This is a genomic window from Mesobacillus maritimus (assembly GCF_019749255.1).
Taxonomy (GTDB): Bacteria; Bacillota; Bacilli; order Bacillales; family Cytobacillaceae; genus Mesobacillus_B; species Mesobacillus_B maritimus_A.
Genome location: NZ_JACWFH010000045.1, coordinates 1 through 18541, shown reverse-complemented (window position 1 = coordinate 18541; position 18541 = coordinate 1). Strand labels below are relative to the sequence as shown.

At 39.7% G+C, this 18541-nt stretch carries 12 protein-coding genes and 15 tRNA genes; 23 read left to right on the top strand and 4 right to left on the bottom strand.

The annotated features are described in order from the left end of the window. Positions 1-44: 44 nt before the first annotated feature. The 14 genes from H0185_RS23750 (at position 45) to H0185_RS23685 (ending at position 1564) form a co-directional block, all read left to right on the top strand. Positions 45-120, top strand: a tRNA-Asn gene (locus H0185_RS23750). A 5-nt stretch (positions 121-125) separates the two neighbouring features. Continuing rightward, a tRNA-Ser gene (locus tag H0185_RS23745) sits at positions 126-216 on the top strand. A gap of 8 nt (positions 217-224) precedes the next feature. After that, positions 225-299: transfer RNA gene (locus H0185_RS23740), tRNA-Glu, on the top strand. Positions 300-335: 36 nt separating this feature from the next. After that, positions 336-411 (top strand) — tRNA-Val (locus H0185_RS23735). A 9-nt stretch (positions 412-420) separates the two neighbouring features. Then, positions 421-494 (top strand) — tRNA-Met (locus H0185_RS23730). Between the two features lie 35 nt (positions 495-529). Continuing rightward, positions 530-606 (top strand) — tRNA-Asp (locus tag H0185_RS23725). Between the two features lie 145 nt (positions 607-751). Continuing rightward, positions 752-824 (top strand) — tRNA-Phe (locus H0185_RS23720). Positions 825-898: 74 nt separating this feature from the next. Then, a tRNA-Tyr gene (locus H0185_RS23715) sits at positions 899-982 on the top strand. A 51-nt stretch (positions 983-1033) separates the two neighbouring features. Beyond that, positions 1034-1107 (top strand) — tRNA-Trp (locus tag H0185_RS23710). Positions 1108-1114: 7 nt separating this feature from the next. Next, positions 1115-1190: transfer RNA gene (locus H0185_RS23705), tRNA-His, on the top strand. A 43-nt stretch (positions 1191-1233) separates the two neighbouring features. Next, positions 1234-1308: transfer RNA gene (locus H0185_RS23700), tRNA-Gln, on the top strand. A gap of 5 nt (positions 1309-1313) precedes the next feature. Next, positions 1314-1388: transfer RNA gene (locus tag H0185_RS23695), tRNA-Gly, on the top strand. Between the two features lie 10 nt (positions 1389-1398). Continuing rightward, positions 1399-1473 (top strand) — tRNA-Cys (locus H0185_RS23690). Positions 1474-1482: 9 nt separating this feature from the next. Beyond that, positions 1483-1564 (top strand) — tRNA-Leu (locus tag H0185_RS23685). 59 nt (positions 1565-1623) lie between these two features. On the opposite strand, the gene H0185_RS23680 is transcribed toward H0185_RS23685, so the two are convergent. Next, positions 1624-2682: a sulfite oxidase gene (locus H0185_RS23680; protein WP_221876050.1), complete on the bottom strand. Its 1059-nt coding sequence runs from the start codon at positions 2680-2682 to the stop codon at positions 1624-1626. Positions 2683-2871: 189 nt separating this feature from the next. Between H0185_RS23680 and H0185_RS23675 the strand changes: the two genes are divergently transcribed. Further along, positions 2872-4815 (top strand): CoA-disulfide reductase, encoded by a 1944-nt coding sequence (locus H0185_RS23675; RefSeq protein ID WP_221876049.1) that lies wholly within the window; start codon positions 2872-2874, stop codon positions 4813-4815. A 424-nt stretch (positions 4816-5239) separates the two neighbouring features. Next, positions 5240-5313, top strand: a tRNA-Gly gene (locus H0185_RS23670). Between the two features lie 164 nt (positions 5314-5477). On the opposite strand, the gene H0185_RS23665 is transcribed toward H0185_RS23670, so the two are convergent. Further along, entirely contained in the window at positions 5478-6149 is a 672-nt protein-coding gene (locus H0185_RS23665; RefSeq protein WP_221876048.1) for a B3/B4 domain-containing protein, read from the bottom strand. Between the two features lie 106 nt (positions 6150-6255). On the opposite strand from H0185_RS23665, the gene queG reads away from it, so the two are divergent. The 6 genes from queG to yhbH all read left to right on the top strand — a co-directional run bounded on the left by queG (position 6256) and on the right by yhbH (position 13655). After that, complete coding sequence (gene queG, locus H0185_RS23660; RefSeq protein ID WP_221876046.1) at positions 6256-7389, top strand: tRNA epoxyqueuosine(34) reductase QueG; 1134 nt, start codon at positions 6256-6258, stop codon at positions 7387-7389. Positions 7390-7530: 141 nt separating this feature from the next. Further along, positions 7531-8430 (top strand): amidase domain-containing protein, encoded by a 900-nt coding sequence (locus H0185_RS23655; protein ID WP_221876045.1) that lies wholly within the window; start codon positions 7531-7533, stop codon positions 8428-8430. Positions 8431-8651: 221 nt separating this feature from the next. Then, a complete protein-coding gene (trmL, locus tag H0185_RS23650; RefSeq protein ID WP_221876044.1) occupies positions 8652-9125 on the top strand; it encodes a tRNA (uridine(34)/cytosine(34)/5-carboxymethylaminomethyluridine(34)-2'-O)-methyltransferase TrmL in 474 nt (157 codons plus the stop codon). A 102-nt stretch (positions 9126-9227) separates the two neighbouring features. After that, positions 9228-9977, top strand: a complete 750-nt coding sequence (gene nfsA, locus H0185_RS23645) for an oxygen-insensitive NADPH nitroreductase (protein WP_221876043.1) — start codon at positions 9228-9230, stop codon at positions 9975-9977. A 378-nt stretch (positions 9978-10355) separates the two neighbouring features. Then, the gene (locus H0185_RS23640) at positions 10356-12251 is read left to right on the top strand and encodes a PrkA family serine protein kinase (protein WP_221876042.1); all 1896 of its coding nucleotides are present in this window, start codon (positions 10356-10358) and stop codon (positions 12249-12251) included. Between the two features lie 234 nt (positions 12252-12485). Beyond that, on the top strand, positions 12486-13655 hold the full coding sequence (gene yhbH, locus H0185_RS23635) for a sporulation protein YhbH (RefSeq protein WP_221876041.1): 1170 nt from the start codon (positions 12486-12488) through the stop codon (positions 13653-13655). A gap of 57 nt (positions 13656-13712) precedes the next feature. Here the strand turns inward: yhbH and H0185_RS23630 are convergent, their stop codons facing one another. Together H0185_RS23630 and H0185_RS23625 are read right to left on the bottom strand one after the other, a co-directional pair. Then, positions 13713-14717: a phosphotriesterase family protein gene (locus H0185_RS23630; RefSeq protein ID WP_221876040.1), complete on the bottom strand. Its 1005-nt coding sequence runs from the start codon at positions 14715-14717 to the stop codon at positions 13713-13715. Positions 14718-15023: 306 nt separating this feature from the next. Continuing rightward, positions 15024-16691, bottom strand: a complete 1668-nt coding sequence (locus H0185_RS23625; RefSeq protein ID WP_221876038.1) for a long-chain fatty acid--CoA ligase — start codon at positions 16689-16691, stop codon at positions 15024-15026. A gap of 233 nt (positions 16692-16924) precedes the next feature. On the opposite strand from H0185_RS23625, the gene H0185_RS23620 reads away from it, so the two are divergent. Beyond that, positions 16925-17719, top strand: a complete 795-nt coding sequence (locus H0185_RS23620) for an alpha/beta fold hydrolase (protein WP_221876037.1) — start codon at positions 16925-16927, stop codon at positions 17717-17719. Positions 17720-18541 lie beyond the last annotated feature (822 nt).

Genomic DNA, 18541 nt, shown 5'->3' with positions numbered 1-18541 from the left:
CTGTGAGAGTAGGACGTTGCCAGGCGGTTTTCAAATACCATTATTCCGCAGTAGCTCAGTTGGTAGAGCATTCGGCTGTTAACCGAACGGTCGTAGGTTCGAGTCCTACCTGCGGAGCCATTTATGGAGAGCTGTCCGAGTGGCCGAAGGAGCACGATTGGAAATCGTGTATACGCTAACCGCGTATCAAGGGTTCAAATCCCTTGCTCTCCGCCATAAAAACTGGCCCCTTGGTCAAGCGGTTAAGACACCGCCCTTTCACGGCGGTAACACGGGTTCGAATCCCGTAGGGGTCACCATAGTTTTTTTCAATAGAGAAAATAACTTTCCATCTTGGAGGATTAGCTCAGCTGGGAGAGCATCTGCCTTACAAGCAGAGGGTCGGCGGTTCGATCCCGTCATCCTCCACCATATTATTGTCGCGGGGTGGAGCAGTCCGGTAGCTCGTCGGGCTCATAACCCGAAGGTCGCAGGTTCAAATCCTGCCCCCGCAATTAAGTTTTTTTCAAGCTTTGCTTGAAAAAAATTCGGTCCGGTAGTTCAGTTGGTTAGAATGCCTGCCTGTCACGCAGGAGGTCGCGGGTTCGAGTCCCGTCCGGACCGCCATTTTTAAATAATGCTCAGTTGCTCAGTCGGTAGGGGAAGTTGCTACCTTCTATGAATAAGCTTCTGCGGCAACTTGTGAGGAAGACCCAAGGTCTTTTGAGTAATGGACTCGCACAAATTATTAAGCGGGTCAATACATTATTATGGCTCAGTAGCTCAGTCGGTAGAGCAATGGACTGAAAATCCATGTGTCGGCGGTTCGATTCCGTCCTGAGCCACCTTTTATGTGTAATTTAAGGTGGAAATTTTGGTTTTGATTTAGCAAAATGGAAGCCTAGGAATAATATTTTTCGGAGGGGTAGCGAAGTGGCTAAACGCGGCGGACTGTAAATCCGCTCCTTCGGGTTCGGCGGTTCGAATCCGTCCCCCTCCACCAATGCTCTTTACGGAGCGTAGCGTAGTAAAATAGCTTTCATATATAATATTTAGGGGTATAGTTTAAAGGTAGAACGAAGGTCTCCAAAACCTTTGGTGTGGGTTCAATTCCTACTACCCCTGCCAAATTATGGCGGTCGTGGCGAAGTGGTTAACGCATCGGATTGTGGCTCCGACACTCGTGGGTTCGATTCCCATCGATCGCCCCATTTTTTTAATTAACATTCTTAATGAGATTGAATAATATAGTAATGGGCTATAGCCAAGCGGTAAGGCAACGGACTTTGACTCCGTCATTCGTAGGTTCGAATCCTGCTAGCCCAGCCATTTTTGCGGAAGTAGTTCAGTGGTAGAATACAACCTTGCCAAGGTTGGGGTCGCGGGTTCGAATCCCGTCTTCCGCTCCAAAACATCTATGGCGGCATAGCCAAGTGGTAAGGCCAAGGTCTGCAAAACCTTTACTCACCGGTTCGAATCCGGTTGCCGCCTCCATAGTAATTTGCCGGTGTGGCGGAATTGGCAGACGCGCACGACTCAAAATCGTGTTCCGTGAGGAGTGTCGGTTCGACCCCGACCACCGGTACTCATACAGTCGAAAAAAAGAGATAGGATCATTCCTATCTCTTTTTTTGGTTAATAGATTCATTCCACTTTCACGTGAACTTTAGAAACTGCATTATATCCATAACCTTTTTGGTTCCAGTAGGGACTATCAGGTTGTACTCGTCCACTAGAATCTACGGCTCTAGACAGGATTGTGTATTCTCCTATATTAGTGAACTCACGAACTAAGGACCAGCGAATCCATGAATAGTCCGAGTCACCACTCCTTGATAAGTTTGCTTTAGTCCAGGTCTGACCGTTGTCAAAACTTACTTGTACCTCTTTTATTTTCCCTCGACCTGTCCAAGCGATTCCTTCCACCTTGTGTGTACCTGAATTCAAAATTGAATAGTTTAAAGGTTGCTGGATGGTGGAATTAACATTTAACGTTGTGACTGGAAATTCCCCTTGATCATTGTTTTCATTTGGATAATACATATAATCATCAGTTTGAAACGGTCCAGAGAACCTGTGGTTAATAATTTCAATCTTCCGTAGCCATTTTACAGAAGCCATAGCATACCAATTAGGGACAATTAGTCTGAAAGGATGACCATGCTTAACAGATAGTGGCTGGTCATTGTATTGAAAGGCAACCAAGGTATCTGGGTGCAATGCTTTTTCTAATGGTAAACTCCTTTTATAAGGCACAATCCCTTCAGTGCCAGGCTTCTTACCAAGGTCGGCACCTTCAAAAACTATCTCTTGTGCTTCCATTGTTAACTCTGTGTCATTCAAAAGATTCCTTAACGGTACCCCTGTCCATTTCCCTTGACTAATGGCACCTGCTTCCCATTGCTCCCCGTAAACCTTAGGAGAGAAATTTGCACGTTTATTTCCAGCGCATTCAAGTGGCACCGTTAATGTTGATGTGGGCATTGCGAGTAATTCTGTTAGATGAATATATCTTTTCTTTGATTGTCCATCTATAACCTGTAGCCAGTAGTTATATTGATTAAGGATAGGATACGGAAAATGATTTCTCCGGTAAAAGTAAGATAATGGAGTTTCCCATTTTTTTATAAAGTGGATTGGGGATTCCTGATTTTCTGGTTGGATAGATCTTGTAGTTAGATTGGGTTTTCCATTATGATTCATCGCTCTCGCCCCCTCCATAACTAACATATTAGCAAAAACTCTCCATAGAACTTTAAAAAAACATTAAGCCTATCATTTAAATTGTAACGAATTTGTCAAAAATAACTGTGTTGCAAATATACCCCTAGTGGTATATTAGTCTTGTGAAATAAAATTTAAAAAACTTTTATTATATAGGAGGAAATATAGATGACTAAGAAAATTGTGATTGTAGGTGGAGTTGCTGGTGGTGCAACGGCTGCAGCTAGACTTAGAAGAATTAGTGAAGACGTTGAAGTAATCATGGTTGAGCGAGGAGAACATATTTCTTTTGCGAACTGTGGGTTACCATACTACATTGGTGAAACAATCAAAGACAGAAGCAAATTATTAGTTCAAACAGTTGAAGGGATGTCAGAGCGCTTCAAGCTTGATATTCGAAATTTGAGTGAAGTTATGAGCATTGATCCTGAATCTAAGAAGGTAATCATTAAAAACCTACAAACGGGAGAAGTTTATGATGAAACCTACGACAAATTATTATTATCACCTGGAGCAAGACCAATTGTACCAGCAATTCCTGGGCTTAATGAAAATAAAACATTGTTTACTCTAAGAAATATTCCTGATACAGATAAAATTAAAGACTATGTCGACCATAATAGCCCTAAAAAAGCAGTGGTTGTCGGTGGGGGATTTATTGGAATTGAGATGGCTGAAAACCTTGTTGACCGAGGGGTAGAAGTAACGATTGTTGAAATGGCGAATCAAATCATGGCCCCAATTGATTACGAAATGGCAAGCATCTTGCATAATCATTTAAAAGAAAAAGGAGTAAAGCTTGTTTTAGAAAATGGAGTTCAAGCTTTCGCTAACGAAGGAAAGAAAGTAATCCTTTCTGATGGAAACGAAATTGATACGGATATGACGATCCTTTCTATAGGTGTTAGACCTGAGAATGAACTTGCTAAATCTGCAGGGTTAGAGCTAGGAGAGCGTGGCGGAATTATTGTAAATGAATATCTTCAGACTTCAAATTCAGATATTTATGCTGTGGGTGATGCGATAGAAGTTGTGGACTATATTAATGGAACAAAGGCAATGATTCCACTAGCAGGACCAGCAAACCGTCAGGGGCGTATTGCAGCAAATAATATGATGGGCAAACAAGAGAAATACCAAGGAACATTAGGTACTTCCATTGCGAAAGTTTTTGATTTAACTGTTGCTGCATCTGGAAGCAATGAGAAAACTCTTAAACGCCTAGGGGTATGCTATGAAGTGGTGCATATTCATCCAAACTCACACGCAGGATATTATCCTGGGGCTGCCCCAATTGCACTAAAGTTAGTATTTGACAAAGAAACAGGTAAAATTTTTGGTGCTCAGGCTGTTGGTGCGGATGGAGCAGATAAGCGAATCGATGTTATTGCCACAGCCATTAAAGGTGGCTTGACCGTTGAGGATTTAACCCATTTAGAATTAGCTTATGCCCCTCCATTTTCATCGGCAAAGGACCCTGTAAACATGGCAGGTTATGTTGCAACGAATATAATGGACGGAGAGTTGGATCATGTCCAGTGGCATGAGATTGATAACATTGTTGAAGAGGGCGGGCTATTAGTGGATGTTCGTGAACCAGTTGAGCGAGAATTCGGATTCATTGAGGGATCGATTAATATTCCATTAAATGATCTAAGGAATCGTTTAGCCGAGCTACCAAAAGACCAGACAATCTATGTAAGCTGTCAGGTTGGGTTACGCGGATATTTGGCCACGCGGATTCTTATGAATCATGGTTATCATGTTAAGAATGTTGATGGAGGATGGAAAACGTACTCTTCTGTTTTTGGAAGCAATATTAATAGAAAGGTAGAAACAAATGATCGTGGAGAAGTTGAAGTAAAAGTGGATACAGAAAAGAATATTAAGGTTAATTCTGTTGTCGATGTTGCAGGTCTAACTTGCCCAATGCCAATAATTAAACTTAAAAAGGGAATGGATTCAATCCGAAGCGGCCAGGTGATTGAACTTCAAGCAACAGATAAAGGTGCGTTAAATGATCTTCCGGCATGGGCTAGAAATGCAGGACACACAATCTTAAATACAGAACAAGACGGACCACTCATTAAATTCTTGGTTCAAAAGAAATAAGTATTCTACTCCACTACTACACTTGTAATAGTGGAGTTTTTTGTGGTAGCTATTAACAAAGTCTTTACGAAACCAGCCTGTTATTAGGAGTTTATCAAACTATGGGTTTCAGTTTAAAAAATACACTCACCTTTATTATGACTAGGTCATCTGTTTATTGAGTAATGGGGTGTTATTACTGGTTTTGGCAAATTAGCATCAATTTAATGACTCTATCGGAAGGCACTCCTTTTCAGGAATCTTATGGAGGAAAAGTGCTTTTACGCTGAATTATGTATGGCTAGCCTACTCTAGAAAATGGAATCTGTTAACATAAAGGTATTTCGACAAAAACCTACATAGGTGGTTGACTTACAAGAAAAAACTGTGTATCATATAAAGAGTCAAAGGGATATAATTTTACTATATTTATCATTTTAAATATGCGGGTGTAGTTTACTGGTAAAACCTCAGCCTTCCAAGCTGATGTAGTGGGTTCGATTCCCATCACCCGCTCCAATACATATATAACGCAGTATTTCGTTTAACTAGAAACGAAGTATTGCGTTTTTTAATTTTTTAAGTAAGAGACAATGATTTTGGTCCTCGTGAAAAGTTCATGAAGCCAGTGTTTACCCTTAGGTTAAACATATTCACTCACCATGAAGAACAAAAAAAGGATGCTATTCGCATCCAATCATCGTGTAGTGGCCCTCTCCTCCATGAATCTGTATAAACATATTCATAAGAGATTCAGTTAATTGGTGACTTTTCTTACTATCCAAGGAGGGACGGTGATAAATAATTTGCAATGCATTTTTGGTATCTTCCGTTACAGAAGTGCGTTCAGAATCAACGAAAGGACTACCAAATGGTCCAGTTTCATCACTAGAAACAATCAAGTTATGTAATGAATTCATTCTCCCGTTTAGGCCAAAATATTCTTCTTTTTCTGCTCCAATTTTCAAATCAATATCCCCGTTAATTTTATCGGTATCATAAATGCCGATTGGGACTTCATACTTGAGCGAGAAGAAGTTGTTCAAATCGATAGCGCTATGTACTGTTTGGAGATAGTTTTGTTTTTTTATCCTTCGATAAAGTGCTTCTGCCGAATGTCTATATCGATTGGGATCTTTGCCAATTTGTTTGAAAATTTGACGCCATTCTTTTATTCCGTCAAAATCAGTAAGGTTTTTATCTTCAAGCTCAAAAAAGATAGACTCCTGAAACAATTGTAGTCTGCCTTTTACCATTTGTGGGGACGCTCCCACTTCAATGTTTCGGTACTGGATAACTCCTGCAGTAAACCCAGGCACCAGCCTACATAACTCACTGGAAACCATAATTTCCAATGTTTCCACCTCCAAAATTCCTTTAAAATAGTTTATCATATTACTTATGCGCTTTAAAAATATACAACTAAAATAGATATTTTCAAATAGAAGGGAGGGTATCCACGTGAATATTCAAGAATTGCAGCAAGAGGTAATTGAATATAGTAAAACAATAGGCATCGATAAAATTGGCTTCACATCGCCTGCGCCTTTTACGGAATTGAAAAATAGACTACTACGTCAACAAGAGCTTCAATACCAATCTGGCTTTGAAGAGCCTGATATTGAGAAACGAGTACGTCCGGATTTAATTTTTGATAAGCCTCAATCTATTATTGCCATTGCTGTCGCGTATCCATCAAAAATGAAGGTAAGAGTGGTCAGCAAAAAAGGTGAGCGAAGAGGGATATTCTGTCGTGCTTCCTGGGGACAGGACTACCATCATATTTTAAGAAAAAAGCTAAAAATGCTAGAAGAATATATTGCTTCAAAAGTACCGGAGGCTAAGTTTAAATCAATGGTTGATACGGGAGAGCTTGTCGATCGCGCTGTTGCTGAACGTGCAGGGATTGGCTGGAGCGGGAAAAATTGTTCAATCATAACCCCTGAGTTTGGCTCGTATGTTTACCTCGGTGAAATGATTACCAATCTTCCTTTTGAACCAGATTCACCGATTGAGGACCAATGTGGTACTTGTACAAAGTGTCTTGATGCATGTCCAACAGGTGCTCTTGTCCAAGGTGGGCAACTGAACAGTCAACGTTGCATTGCATTTTTAACGCAGACGAAGGGGTTTTTACCAGAGGAATTTAGAGAAAAAATTGGGAACCGTCTTTATGGATGTGATTCTTGTCAGACAGCATGTCCAATGAATAAAGGGAAAGACTTTCACTTCCATGAGGAAACAGAACCAGATTCAGAGATTGCCAAACCTTTACTAAAACCGATTCTTCATATTAATAACCGTGACTTTAAAGAGAAATTCGGTCCAGTATCTGGTTCATGGAGAGGGAAAAAACCAATTCAGAGAAATGCTGTCATTGCTCTTGCTCATTACAAAGATGAGAGTGCTGTACCTGATTTAATAAAAGTAATGCAGGAGGATCCTCGACCAGTATTACGTGGGACAGCGGCTTGGTCATTGGCGAAAATAGGTGGTCCAGAGGCAAAAATGGCCTTAGACCACGCCCTAGGGCTTGAAAAAGATGAAGAGGTATTAGCGGAAATCAAGACGGGGCTAAGTAGGATAAGTCAATAACGAATGCAAAAGGGAGGCACCTTCAATTGTGAATTGGAGGTGTTTTTTGTTTTTCAAAGCCCAAACCAACATCTTCCATCCATTTCTATATCTGAAAGCACCATTCTTCTCATACATATGTGATGAAAGGAGAGATGTTTTGTGAGAGAACAACTTCAAAACTTATTAGAACAGCGTGTAAGACAGTATGTTTCCCAAACTAGAAGCGAAATCCATGACTGTCCATTTATAGAGAAGACTAAGGAAAGCTGTGCAAACAGAGGAGCTGACATCCTCCGAACAACCGCGGAAGGGAAAATAACAAAAGAAGGAAAAACCGCTGAAGGAACGGAAGTATTTTATAAAGCCCATTATCAATATTTAATCAAACAAAAGAATGCATTTTTAATTGAAGAACGGATTGAAGAGCGAAAAGCTGAATTTTATAAAGGAATTCTCGTTGAGGATAACGAGATAAATTTAGACTTCTTAGGGTCACCTAAAATTGAAACCAATGAGGTGGAAAGAAATCAAGAAGAGCAGGATGAAATAGAGGGAGATGAACGGAAATCTTTTCGATATGACCGGATGAAGGCTGTCCAATATGCGGAAAGATGGTGGAATGACTATAACCCTGCATTCAAAAGTTTCGATGTGGACTGCACAAACTACATTTCTCAATGCTTACATGCAGGGGGAGCCCCGATGCTAGGGTTTTCTAATCGCTCAAAAGGATGGTGGATGAGGAACAATAATTGGAGCTATAGCTGGACGGTAGCAAATTCGCTCCGTTGGTATTTGCCTAACTCTAAGACGGGGGTAAGAGCAAAGGAAGTAAACAGTCCGAGTCAACTTCTTCCTGGGGATGTCATCTGTTATGATTTTCAGGGAGATGGGCGCGTTGATCACACGACAATTGTGACCGCAAAAGATGCAGAAGGGATGCCGCTTGTGAATGCACATACAACCAATAGCAGAAGGCGGTACTGGGCATACGAGGATTCTACTGCGTACACTCCTAATATAAAGTATAAGTTTTTCACGATTGTGGATGATTACTAAAAAGATTTGTCACTCGTTATTCGCTTTTTTCGAAAGCTGGTTTTTATGGAACATAAGCTTTTACTATAAATTTACATTGGGTAAGCCCATTTATTATGTTGGAAAGCTTTTTCGGAAGTGGGGGTCATCCACCTATTTTATATCCAAAAGGACAAAGTTTCAGAAGGAGCATAGTTGTTAGTGGTATAATAACAACTAGATTTAATGTTGAGGTGAAAATTTTGGCACTACATGTTGTTCTATACCAACCAGAGATTCCGGCTAATACGGGAAACATTGCTCGAACTTGTGCGGCAACAGGAACTGTTTTACATTTAATTCGTCCTTTAGGCTTTTCTTCGGATGACAAGAGGTTAAAACGAGCAGGTTTAGATTATTGGGAGTTTGTAAATATCGTGTATCATGATTCACTTGAGGATTTTTATACAAATACCGGGGGTGGAGAATTTTTCTATTTAACAAAGCATGGATCAAAGCCACATACGGCCTTTGATTATAGTCAACCTGAAAAGGATTACTATTTTATCTTTGGGAAAGAGAAAACAGGTTTACCACAAGAACTGCTAACCCGTAATAAAGATCGTACCTTAAGAGTTCCGATGAATGATACTGTTCAATCCTTAAATTTATCGAATACGGCGGCAATTCTAGTGTATGAAGCCCTTAGACAAAGGGATTATCCAAACCTATATTAAAAACGAGGGCCGACTTCTCAGGTCCTCTTTTGTAAAATCGACTGAGGCTAAACCCTCCAGTCTACATAACCAACAGCAAGTTTCATGAAAGGATGGGATCGTATGAACCAGGTAATTGAAACAATATTAAATCATCGCTCTGTTAGGAACTTTCAGGATAGGCCATTATCCAAGGAACAGATTGAACAGATTGTCATGAGTGCACAGGCAGCGTCAACCTCTAGTTTTATCCAAGCGTATTCTATTATTGGGGTAAAAGATCAAGCTAAAAAGGACAAGCTCGCAGAAGTAGTGGGAAATCAACCATATGTAGCGAATAATGGACATTTCTTCGTTTTTTGTGCTGATTTACATCGTCATGCACTAATTGCAGAGATGGAAAATAAGGATGTCCTTCCGTCTCTTGAAAGCACAGAAAAGTTTATGGTCAGTCTAATTGATGCAGCGCTCGCAGCCCAAAATGCAGCAGTTGCCGCAGAATCTATGGACTTAGGGATCTGCTATATTGGGGGCATTCGTAACCAGCTTGAGGAAGTTCAAAAGATATTGAAAACCCCAGGGCATGTAATTCCACTGTTTGGTATGGCAGTTGGGTATCCCGAAAAAATAAATGATAAAAAACCAAGACTGCCTTTAGAACATGTCTATATGGAGAATGAGTATCAACAAGACCCGACTGTTTTTAAGAAGCAACTAGAAGATTATAATAAAATTATCTCTCAATACTACAAAGACAGAACGGGCGGCAAGCGTGAGGATACTTGGACCGAGCAAATCGGGCAAATGCTTGAGAAAAAATCGAGAATGTATATGAAAGAGTTTGTGCAAAAACAGAAAATGGATTTGCGTTAAAGTCGGTTTTAGGACTATCGCGACAAACTAACGAAAAAGAGCCAATAAAAAAGAAGCTGCAAGAATTTGCGGCTTCTTTTTTCGTGCTTTATTTTTTGGTTACTCCTGGCTTATCTTCATAGCCTGAAGTGAAAATCGCCGCTAGAAAAGCGACTGAAACTCCAAGAATCAAAATTAGATTCATTTATGTAAGCCCCCTTTGTCCGATTTTCCATACCTGTCTTTATTATAGCCTAAAGTCCTCGGACTGTGAAGAAATGGTGATGTTTTTTAGTGAATCTTTAAAAGAGAGAATTACAGGTTGTTGGCATGTTCAATTTCATCCGTGCATAAGGTATATTAATCGTCTCTCGATAATCGTAAGACAGGGAGGTCCTTATGGAGATATTAAGAAAAATTGAGAAGTATCGCGAGGAAGAAGAGAACCTTAGATGGGAAGGGACGTTCAGAGAATATCTGGAGATTGTGAAGGAACAGCCATGGGTAGCTCAATCGGCACATTCAAGAGTTTATAATATGATTAAGGATGCAGGCATTGAGGAAGAAAAGGGAAAGAAAAAGTATAGCTTTTTTAATTCACAATTATTTGGACTAGAAGAGTCCCTAGAACGCCTGGTGGAAGAGTATTTTCATCCAGCGGCAAAAAGGCTAGATGTACGTAAGCGGATTTTGCTCTTGATGGGTCCAGTAAGTGGTGGTAAATCGACATTGGTCACGATGCTTAAAAGAGGGCTTGAGTCTTATTCGCTGACAGACAGAGGTGCAATTTACGCCATAAAAGGATGCCCAATGCATGAGGATCCGCTACACTTGATTCCTCATCACCTCCGTAAAGATTTCTATGATGAATACGGTATACGTATTGAAGGGAATCTTTCCCCGCTCAATATGATGAGGCTTGAACAGGAGTATGGTGGGAGAATTGAGGATGTTCGAGTTGAACGAATCTTCTTCTCAGAAGATAAGCGTACTGGGATCGGAACATTCAGTCCGTCAGATCCAAAATCTCAGGACATTGCTGACTTAACAGGTAGTATTGACTTTTCAACCATTGCCGAATTTGGGTCAGAGTCGGACCCACGGGCCTATCGTTTTGACGGAGAATTGAATAAGGCCAATCGAGGTATGATGGAATTCCAGGAAATGTTGAAATGTGATGAAAAGTTTCTCTGGCATCTACTATCACTAACACAAGAAGGAAATTTCAAGGCTGGTAGATTTGCGTTAATCTCGGCTGATGAATTGATTGTTGCTCATACAAATGAAACGGAATATCGCTCGTTTATTTCAAATAAAAAGAATGAAGCACTGCATTCGCGTATTATCGTAATGCCAATTCCATACAATTTGAAGGTTTCAGAAGAAGAGAAAATTTACGATAAAATGATTCGTGAAAGTGATGTTGGCAATGTTCATATTGCGCCACATACCTTAAAGGTTGCCTCAATGTTTACCATTCTTACTCGGTTAAAGGAGCCAAAAAAAGGAGATATTGACCTTGTTAAGAAAATGCGTCTTTACGATGGCGAAAGTGTCGAAGGCTACAACTCAGCAGATGTTGCCGAGTTAAAGAAGGAATATCAAGATGAGGGTATGAGTGGAATTGATCCACGTTATGTCATTAATCGGATATCTTCCACAATCATTCGAAAGAATATCCAATCAATCAACGCCTTAGATGTTTTGCGGTCTCTTAAAGAAGGGCTTGATCAGCACCCGTCCATTACTCAGGAACAGCGGGAGCGGTACTTAAACTTTATTTCGGTCGCAAGGAAAGAGTATGACGATATTGCCAAGAAAGAAGTTCAAAAGGCCTTTGTCTATTCATATGAAGAGTCCGCTAAAACACTTATGGACAATTATCTGGATAACGTGGAAGCTTATTGTAATAAAGCGAAACTTCGTGATCCGCTTACAGGCGAAGAAATCAATCCAGATGAAAAGCTAATGCGTTCAATTGAAGAGCAGATTGGAATCTCTGAGAATGCCAAAAAAGCATTCCGTGAAGAAATCCTCATTCGCATCTCTGCTTATGCACGCAAAGGAAAGAGATTTGATTATAACTCCCATGATCGCTTAAGAGAAGCCATCCAAAAGAAACTCTTTGCTGATCTAAAGGATGTTGTTAAAATTACAACCTCAACCAAAACACCTGATGAAACGCAGTTGAAGAAGGTGAACGAAGTGGTTGCAAGACTCATAGACGAACATGGCTATAATTCAACTTCAGCAAATGAATTGCTTCGTTATGTGGGTAGTCTTCTAAACCGTTAAAAATCTAGGGGAATCTGCAAATCGCAGATTCCTTTTGTTTCTACTTACAGGGGGTAAAATCAGGCTTGTCCAATCGTAGTAGGAAAAGATAAATTGTCTAAATTATTTGTAAATTATTTTTGTCCCCTGCATATGATAGAGTAATCACAGTTTAAGTTTGAACTTTTTTACCCGAGTTATTGTATGACAGCATAGGAAGATTTGTGATTAAAAAAGAACAGGAGGGGTTCGAAAATGACCGAAGAAAACAACGGCCAGTTTGTAATTTCCCAGGAAGATTGGTCCCTCCACCGCAAAGGCTATGACGATCAGCAACGCCATCAGGAAAAAGTTCAGGAGGCAATTAAGAATAATCTTCCTGATCTGATAACTGAGGAGAGCATCGTGATGTCGAACGGCAGGGAGGTAGTCAAGATTCCAATCCGTTCTCTGGATGAGTATAAGATTCGCTACAATTATGATAAAAATAAACATGTTGGCCAGGGAACTGGGGACAGCAAGGTCGGAGATGTTATCGCCCGTGATGGATCAGGGCAGCCAGCTCCAGGGAAAGGTCAAGGAGCAGGTGACCAGGCTGGAGAAGACTACTATGAAGCAGAAGTATCGATTATGGAACTTGAAGCAGCGTTATTTAAACAATTGGAGCTGCCGAATCTGCAGCGCAAACAAAATCAAGAAGATGTCATTGAAGACATCGAATTTAATGACATTCGTAAGACAGGGTTAATGGGCAATATTGATAAAAAACGAACGATGATGTCTGCATATAAGCGGAATGCAATGACTGGGAAACCATCGTTTCACCCCATTTATAAGGAAGACTTGAAATTCAAAACATGGAACGAAATCATTAAACCAGACTCAAAAGCAGTTGTATTAGCGATGATGGATACAAGTGGTAGTATGGGGCTATGGGAAAAGTATATGGCTCGAAGCTTCTTCTTCTGGATGACGAGGTTCTTACGCTCGAAATATGAAACAGTAGAAATTGAGTTTATTGCGCATCATACCGAGGCTAAAGTAGTTTCAGAGGAGGACTTTTTCTCAAAGGGAGAAAGTGGAGGTACAATTTGTTCATCTGCCTACCGAAAATCTCTGGAGTTAATTGACACAAAATATGATCCTCAGAAATTTAATATTTATCCGTTCCACTTTTCTGACGGAGATAATTTAACCTCAGATAATGCACGATGTGTGAAGTTGGTTGAAGAACTAATGAAAGTATCCAATATGTTCGGATACGGTGAAGTAAATCAGTACAACCGCCACTCGACGTTAATGTCCGCCTATAAAAACATCAGTGATGAGAAATTCCGCCATTTTATCCTCAAGCAAAAAGCCGATGTATTCCATGCGATGAAGAGCTTTTTTAGAAAAGAACAAGATGATAAAATGTATGCATAATAAAAAAACGACAGGCTAATGAGCTTGTCGTTTTTAACTTTCATTTTATTTTCGTATCTATTTGGCTTTCCCGAACTCAGTATCCGCTATTTCCACCTTGGACTGGTTCATAATTTGACCGTCACCTTCGAACCAACGACGAGCGTTATCCACCATCATCAGGTTGATTTGTTCTTCTGTGACACCAGAGGCCCTTAATTCCGGTATGATTTCTTCCAGTACAAAACTCATCGTCCATTTTGGAAACATGAGTCCTGGTGCTTCTTCAGGATACCAATCAATGGTACAGCAGTGGTCTTGCGATAAAAACATACGGTTCGCGTAGCCTTTTTTCGCAAGTTCAATTACAGTACTATTTCGATTCTCAGTCGAACACTCGCTTGTTAAACCGTAACGGTCCATCCCGATAAAGGCCCCATATTCGAGCACCCTCAGGATATATTCCATGTTATCTGTATCACCAGTATGCCCAATTAAAATCCTACTAGGATCGACACCTTCCTCGGTGAGGATATCTAGTTGATTTAAGCCAGTTCCAGTCCCTGGGTGTGAATGAGTCATAATTGGGACGCCTGTTTTCTTATGAGCACGTGCAGCGGCACGAATAACCTTTTCAACATCTGGCGTGATTCCTTGTGAGTCAGTGGCGCATTTTAAGAATCCAGCTTTAATAGAGGTGTTTTGAATGCCAACCTCGATATCTCGGACAAAGAGTTCTGCCATGTAGTCAATGTCACGGTTTTGAAAATGTGGTGGGATATAATGATAGGAGTAGATTCCAGTTGCAGCAATGATTTGCACTCCCGTTTCGCGGGATACTCGCTCTATAAAGCGGATGTCACGACCAAGTTCCATAACAGAAGGGTCACAAATTGTTTTGACTCCAAGCTTTTTAACGGAGTTCACTTGCTCGACAGCTTTAGCAAACTCTTTCTCTTCATCATACAAATGAGGGAACTGAACAAATACAGACTCAGAACGAACTCGCATATGCTCATGAATTAAAGTCAAACCTAGTTCAGAAGAAGAAACTGGTCCTGTTACAGATTGAATCAAAGTCACGGTATAATCCCCTTTCAGTTTTTACTAGATAATTCATAATCCGAAACCAGACGGAATTTTACACTATGTAGGAGGGGTAAAATGTTAACGCTTCCATTTTGCAAAAAAAATCACCCAAGTAGTTAATTCTATCTGTATCGAGAAAGTATTTTGAATTATCTGATAGTAATCTTAACAGCACTCTTCCTTCGATGTCAAATAATATTTGAAACAGCCCACCTATGTGTTTGTACTAATTTTGGTTGAGTAGAAAAAGCAAGAACATCTCCGTCTATATCTCGGAAAGGATTCTTGCTTTTTCTAAGTCTAGCCTTTTACTTTTTGTTCTTCCTGCTCTTGAAGTTTTCTCCAAAGAATCTTTCCGCTTCCTGACATAGGAAGTTCGTTAAGAAATTGAATAATCCTAGGTACCTTATATGCAGCCATATGCTCTTTTGACCAGGCGATAATTTCCTCCTCGGTTGTTCCTCTTCCGCGATCATTTAGGACGATAAACGCTTTAACAGTTTCGCCGCGTCTAGGGTCAGGTGCACCAATCACACAAGCACTTTGAACAGATGGATGTTTATATAAGGTCATTTCTACCTCGGCTGGCCATACTTTGAATCCAGAGGCATTGATCATTCGTTTAACCCGATCAACTAAAAAGAAATAGCCTTCCTCATCATAACGAGCAATGTCACCAGTTCTAAAAAATTCCTTGCCTTCAAACATAACAAAGGCATTTTTCGTTTCCTCAGGACGATTCCAGTATCCTTTGAACACCTGTTCTCCAGTAACAATAATTTCGCCTTCTTCATGTGGCCCCAGTTCTTTTAGGGTAACAGGATCTACAACTCTAGCATCCACATCAAACTGAGGTACTCCTAGGCACTGTAACTTCGGGCGATGAAGAGGATTTTGGTGGATTTGCGACATCGTTTCTGTTAGTCCATAACCTTCGACATAACGAAGTCCTGTTAGCTCATAAAGTTTTTCCCCAACTGCTTCAGGAAGAGGAGCCCCGCCGCCGCCAATCATTTTTAGTGATTCAACTGCATCTTTTGTGAGATTTGGGTTCGCTAAGAAATCCACTACCATGGTCGAGATATTTGTCCATCTGGTGATACGATACTTTTCAATTAATTTTAAGGCAACATCCCGATCCCAGCGTGTCATTACCACCATGGTTGCCCCCAAGTAAATCGGGCCATTCATGTTATGCTGCATTCCAGTAACATGGAAGAGAGGCAGTGTCGAGAGACCAACATCCGCTGGAGAAGAGTGGGCCCATACGATTCCCCCTAAAAGGGTCGCTTGTAAGGTTTTATGTGTATGCATGCAGCCTTTCGGTTTTCCAGTTGTTCCAGAGGTGTACGGTAAGCAACATAAATCATCACTTTTTGCTTGGCTTGGTTCTGGCACTTTGTCTGCTGATAGAGCATCACCCCAATTAATAATTCCAGCCGAGGTAAATGTTTGTTTAGTAGCGGCCACAGAAGGAGGGACTTCATAATCCAACCCTTTTTGTGCATAATCACAATAGGCGGCCACAATCAAATGCTGAAGAGGAGTTTTACCAATACATGGTTCGATTTCAGGAACCAACTCTTGCCCAGCAATCGCTACTTTTGCATCACAATCTGCTAAATAAAAGGCAACTTCCTCTTTTACATTCATAGGATTAATTGGCACAATGACTGCATCTACACGTAATATCGCATAAAAGGCAATAATAAACTGTGGTGAGTTTTGCATATACAATACAACTCGGTCGCCTTTTGAAACTCCAAGCTCCTGTTGTAAGTATCCGGCAAGTTTATTTACTTCTAGGTAAAGTTGCTTATAAGTGATTTCTGTCCCATAAAAAACAATCGCTGTCTTATTTGGGTACCGTTTCATTGTAGTTTCTAAGTTGTCTTGAATAGTAGTTTCAGGTATCGGTAAAGATTTTGATAAACGTTTTGGCCAATACTCAAAATGTCGTGTAAACACTAAAATCACCGCCAGTAATTTTTTTTACCACATAAGATTGGTATCGCTTTCATTAAAATATACCATAAATATAACAGAATATTCAAACAAATAAAAAGAGTGTTTTAAGACTTTAAGAATTTCTCAAAACAAAAAAGTCTCTTATTTAAGATAGGAAGAATATTAACCTAGGAATCTTCTACTCTTTAATATATGGTAATAATAGGTATATTTTTAAAAAAGGAGGATTTCATATGTACCACGCACTAGTGAATGGAGTCGAGCTCCATTATGACCGTTTAGGAAGAGGGGAACCGCTAGTCCTCATTCATGGATTGGGTGAGCGAAAAGAAGGGTGGAAGTTTCAGCATTCCTTTGCCGAACATTTCGATTTAATCATTCCTGATTTACGAGGTTTTGGTAAAAGTAAATGCCTAGAAAGGGAAGAGATTACTATAAACGCATTTGCAAGAGATGTAATCGCGTTATTGGATCATTTAGGGATCAAAGAAGCGCATATATGCGGGTTATCAATGGGAGGAATTATTTCACAAGAAATCTATAAAATCGCTCCGGAAAAAGTAAAATCCTTCATTCTTGCGAGTTCAGTTTCTTATGTCCCTAAATGGCTTGAAAAGGTCATGTTACTCTTGAATGAAAAGAGATATCAAAATATGACACTTGAACAATATATTCCAAAAGCAACATTAAGTTGTTTACATGACCACAGCGAAGAAACGGTTCAAAAAGTCACGCCTCTTTGGTCGCAACACCTTGATGGTTTCTATCATGCATGGAGGGCTTGTCTTCAAATTGATTATCGTGAAACTTTAAAGGAAATTACCGTACCAACGTTGGTGATAGCCTGTCAAAAAGATAAGATTTTGCCAACCTATTGTCAAAAACAAATGCATAAATTAATCCCTAATGCGAGATTGCACATGATAAAAAAGGCTGGTCATGTAGGCAAGGTTGAAAAAGTGGATGAATTCAATCGTGTAGCGTTAAACTTTTTATTGGAGATAAAATCCGCTAAACTTGTTGGGTGAAGAAGATATTCAAACAAAAACGGCAGACAAATGATCTTGTCGTTTTTGTTTATCTGATGGCTCTATATCAATATTTTTTCTTAAACTTACTTCCATTACTTTTAACTGAAGTTTGGACATTAAGTCTAGTTGCTCGGAATGAGTACTATGAGTATCTAAGTTTTTTATAGAAGAAACCTGATCATTTTTGATTTCTACAACAAAATATGATCTTAGAGTTCTTCTTTCAAGTAATTGGTCCTTAGAGATAATACTTTGTTTAGGGGTACGATTGTCAGCTTTATTGTTTGTGTTACTTGATTCATTATGTTTAACTGAATCTGTTTTTTCGTCTGCAGGTTCTTGTGAAAAACCACTGATTAAAAACAAGGTTATTTAAAGTAAACAAATTAAAAGGCTCTTATTGTTCATCTAACTTCCTTTTCTATTACTACTAATTATTTGTAATGAAAAACGTAATAAAGGACATATGGGGGAATAAATGTGGGGTTTCACCAATTTACTATTGCACTAGTACAAATAGGGTGATATATTTATATAGCTTCTTAGTCAGATAGGTTTTAAATTTGTCATTGACTTAATGGATGTAATAGTCTATTATATAGAAGTTGCTTAAGAAACAGCCTACTTCTTTTTTTGAAAAAGATAATTAAAAAAGAAAAAAGATGTTGACTTCACTCTTAGGAACATGGTATTATATAAAAGTTGCTTCTTACAAAAGAGAAGCGCGAAGCAAATTGTTCTTTGAAAACTAAACAAACAAGCGTCAACAAACAATATTTATCATGCTCTTCTATAATAGAAGAACATGAGCCAACGTTT

What these genes read in the sequence shown, in the direction of transcription:
- H0185_RS23680 (WP_221876050.1), bottom strand. Translation starts at nt 2,682, where the DNA reads ATGAATCATAATGGAAAACCCAATCTAACTACAAGATCTATCCAACCA.
- H0185_RS23675 (WP_221876049.1), top strand. Translation starts at nt 2,872, where the DNA reads ATGACTAAGAAAATTGTGATTGTAGGTGGAGTTGCTGGTGGTGCAACG.
- nfsA (WP_221876043.1), top strand. Translation starts at nt 9,228, where the DNA reads ATGAACCAGGTAATTGAAACAATATTAAATCATCGCTCTGTTAGGAAC.
- H0185_RS23640 (WP_221876042.1), top strand. Translation starts at nt 10,356, where the DNA reads ATGGAGATATTAAGAAAAATTGAGAAGTATCGCGAGGAAGAAGAGAAC.
- yhbH (WP_221876041.1), top strand. Translation starts at nt 12,486, where the DNA reads ATGACCGAAGAAAACAACGGCCAGTTTGTAATTTCCCAGGAAGATTGG.
- H0185_RS23620 (WP_221876037.1), top strand. Translation starts at nt 16,925, where the DNA reads ATGTACCACGCACTAGTGAATGGAGTCGAGCTCCATTATGACCGTTTA.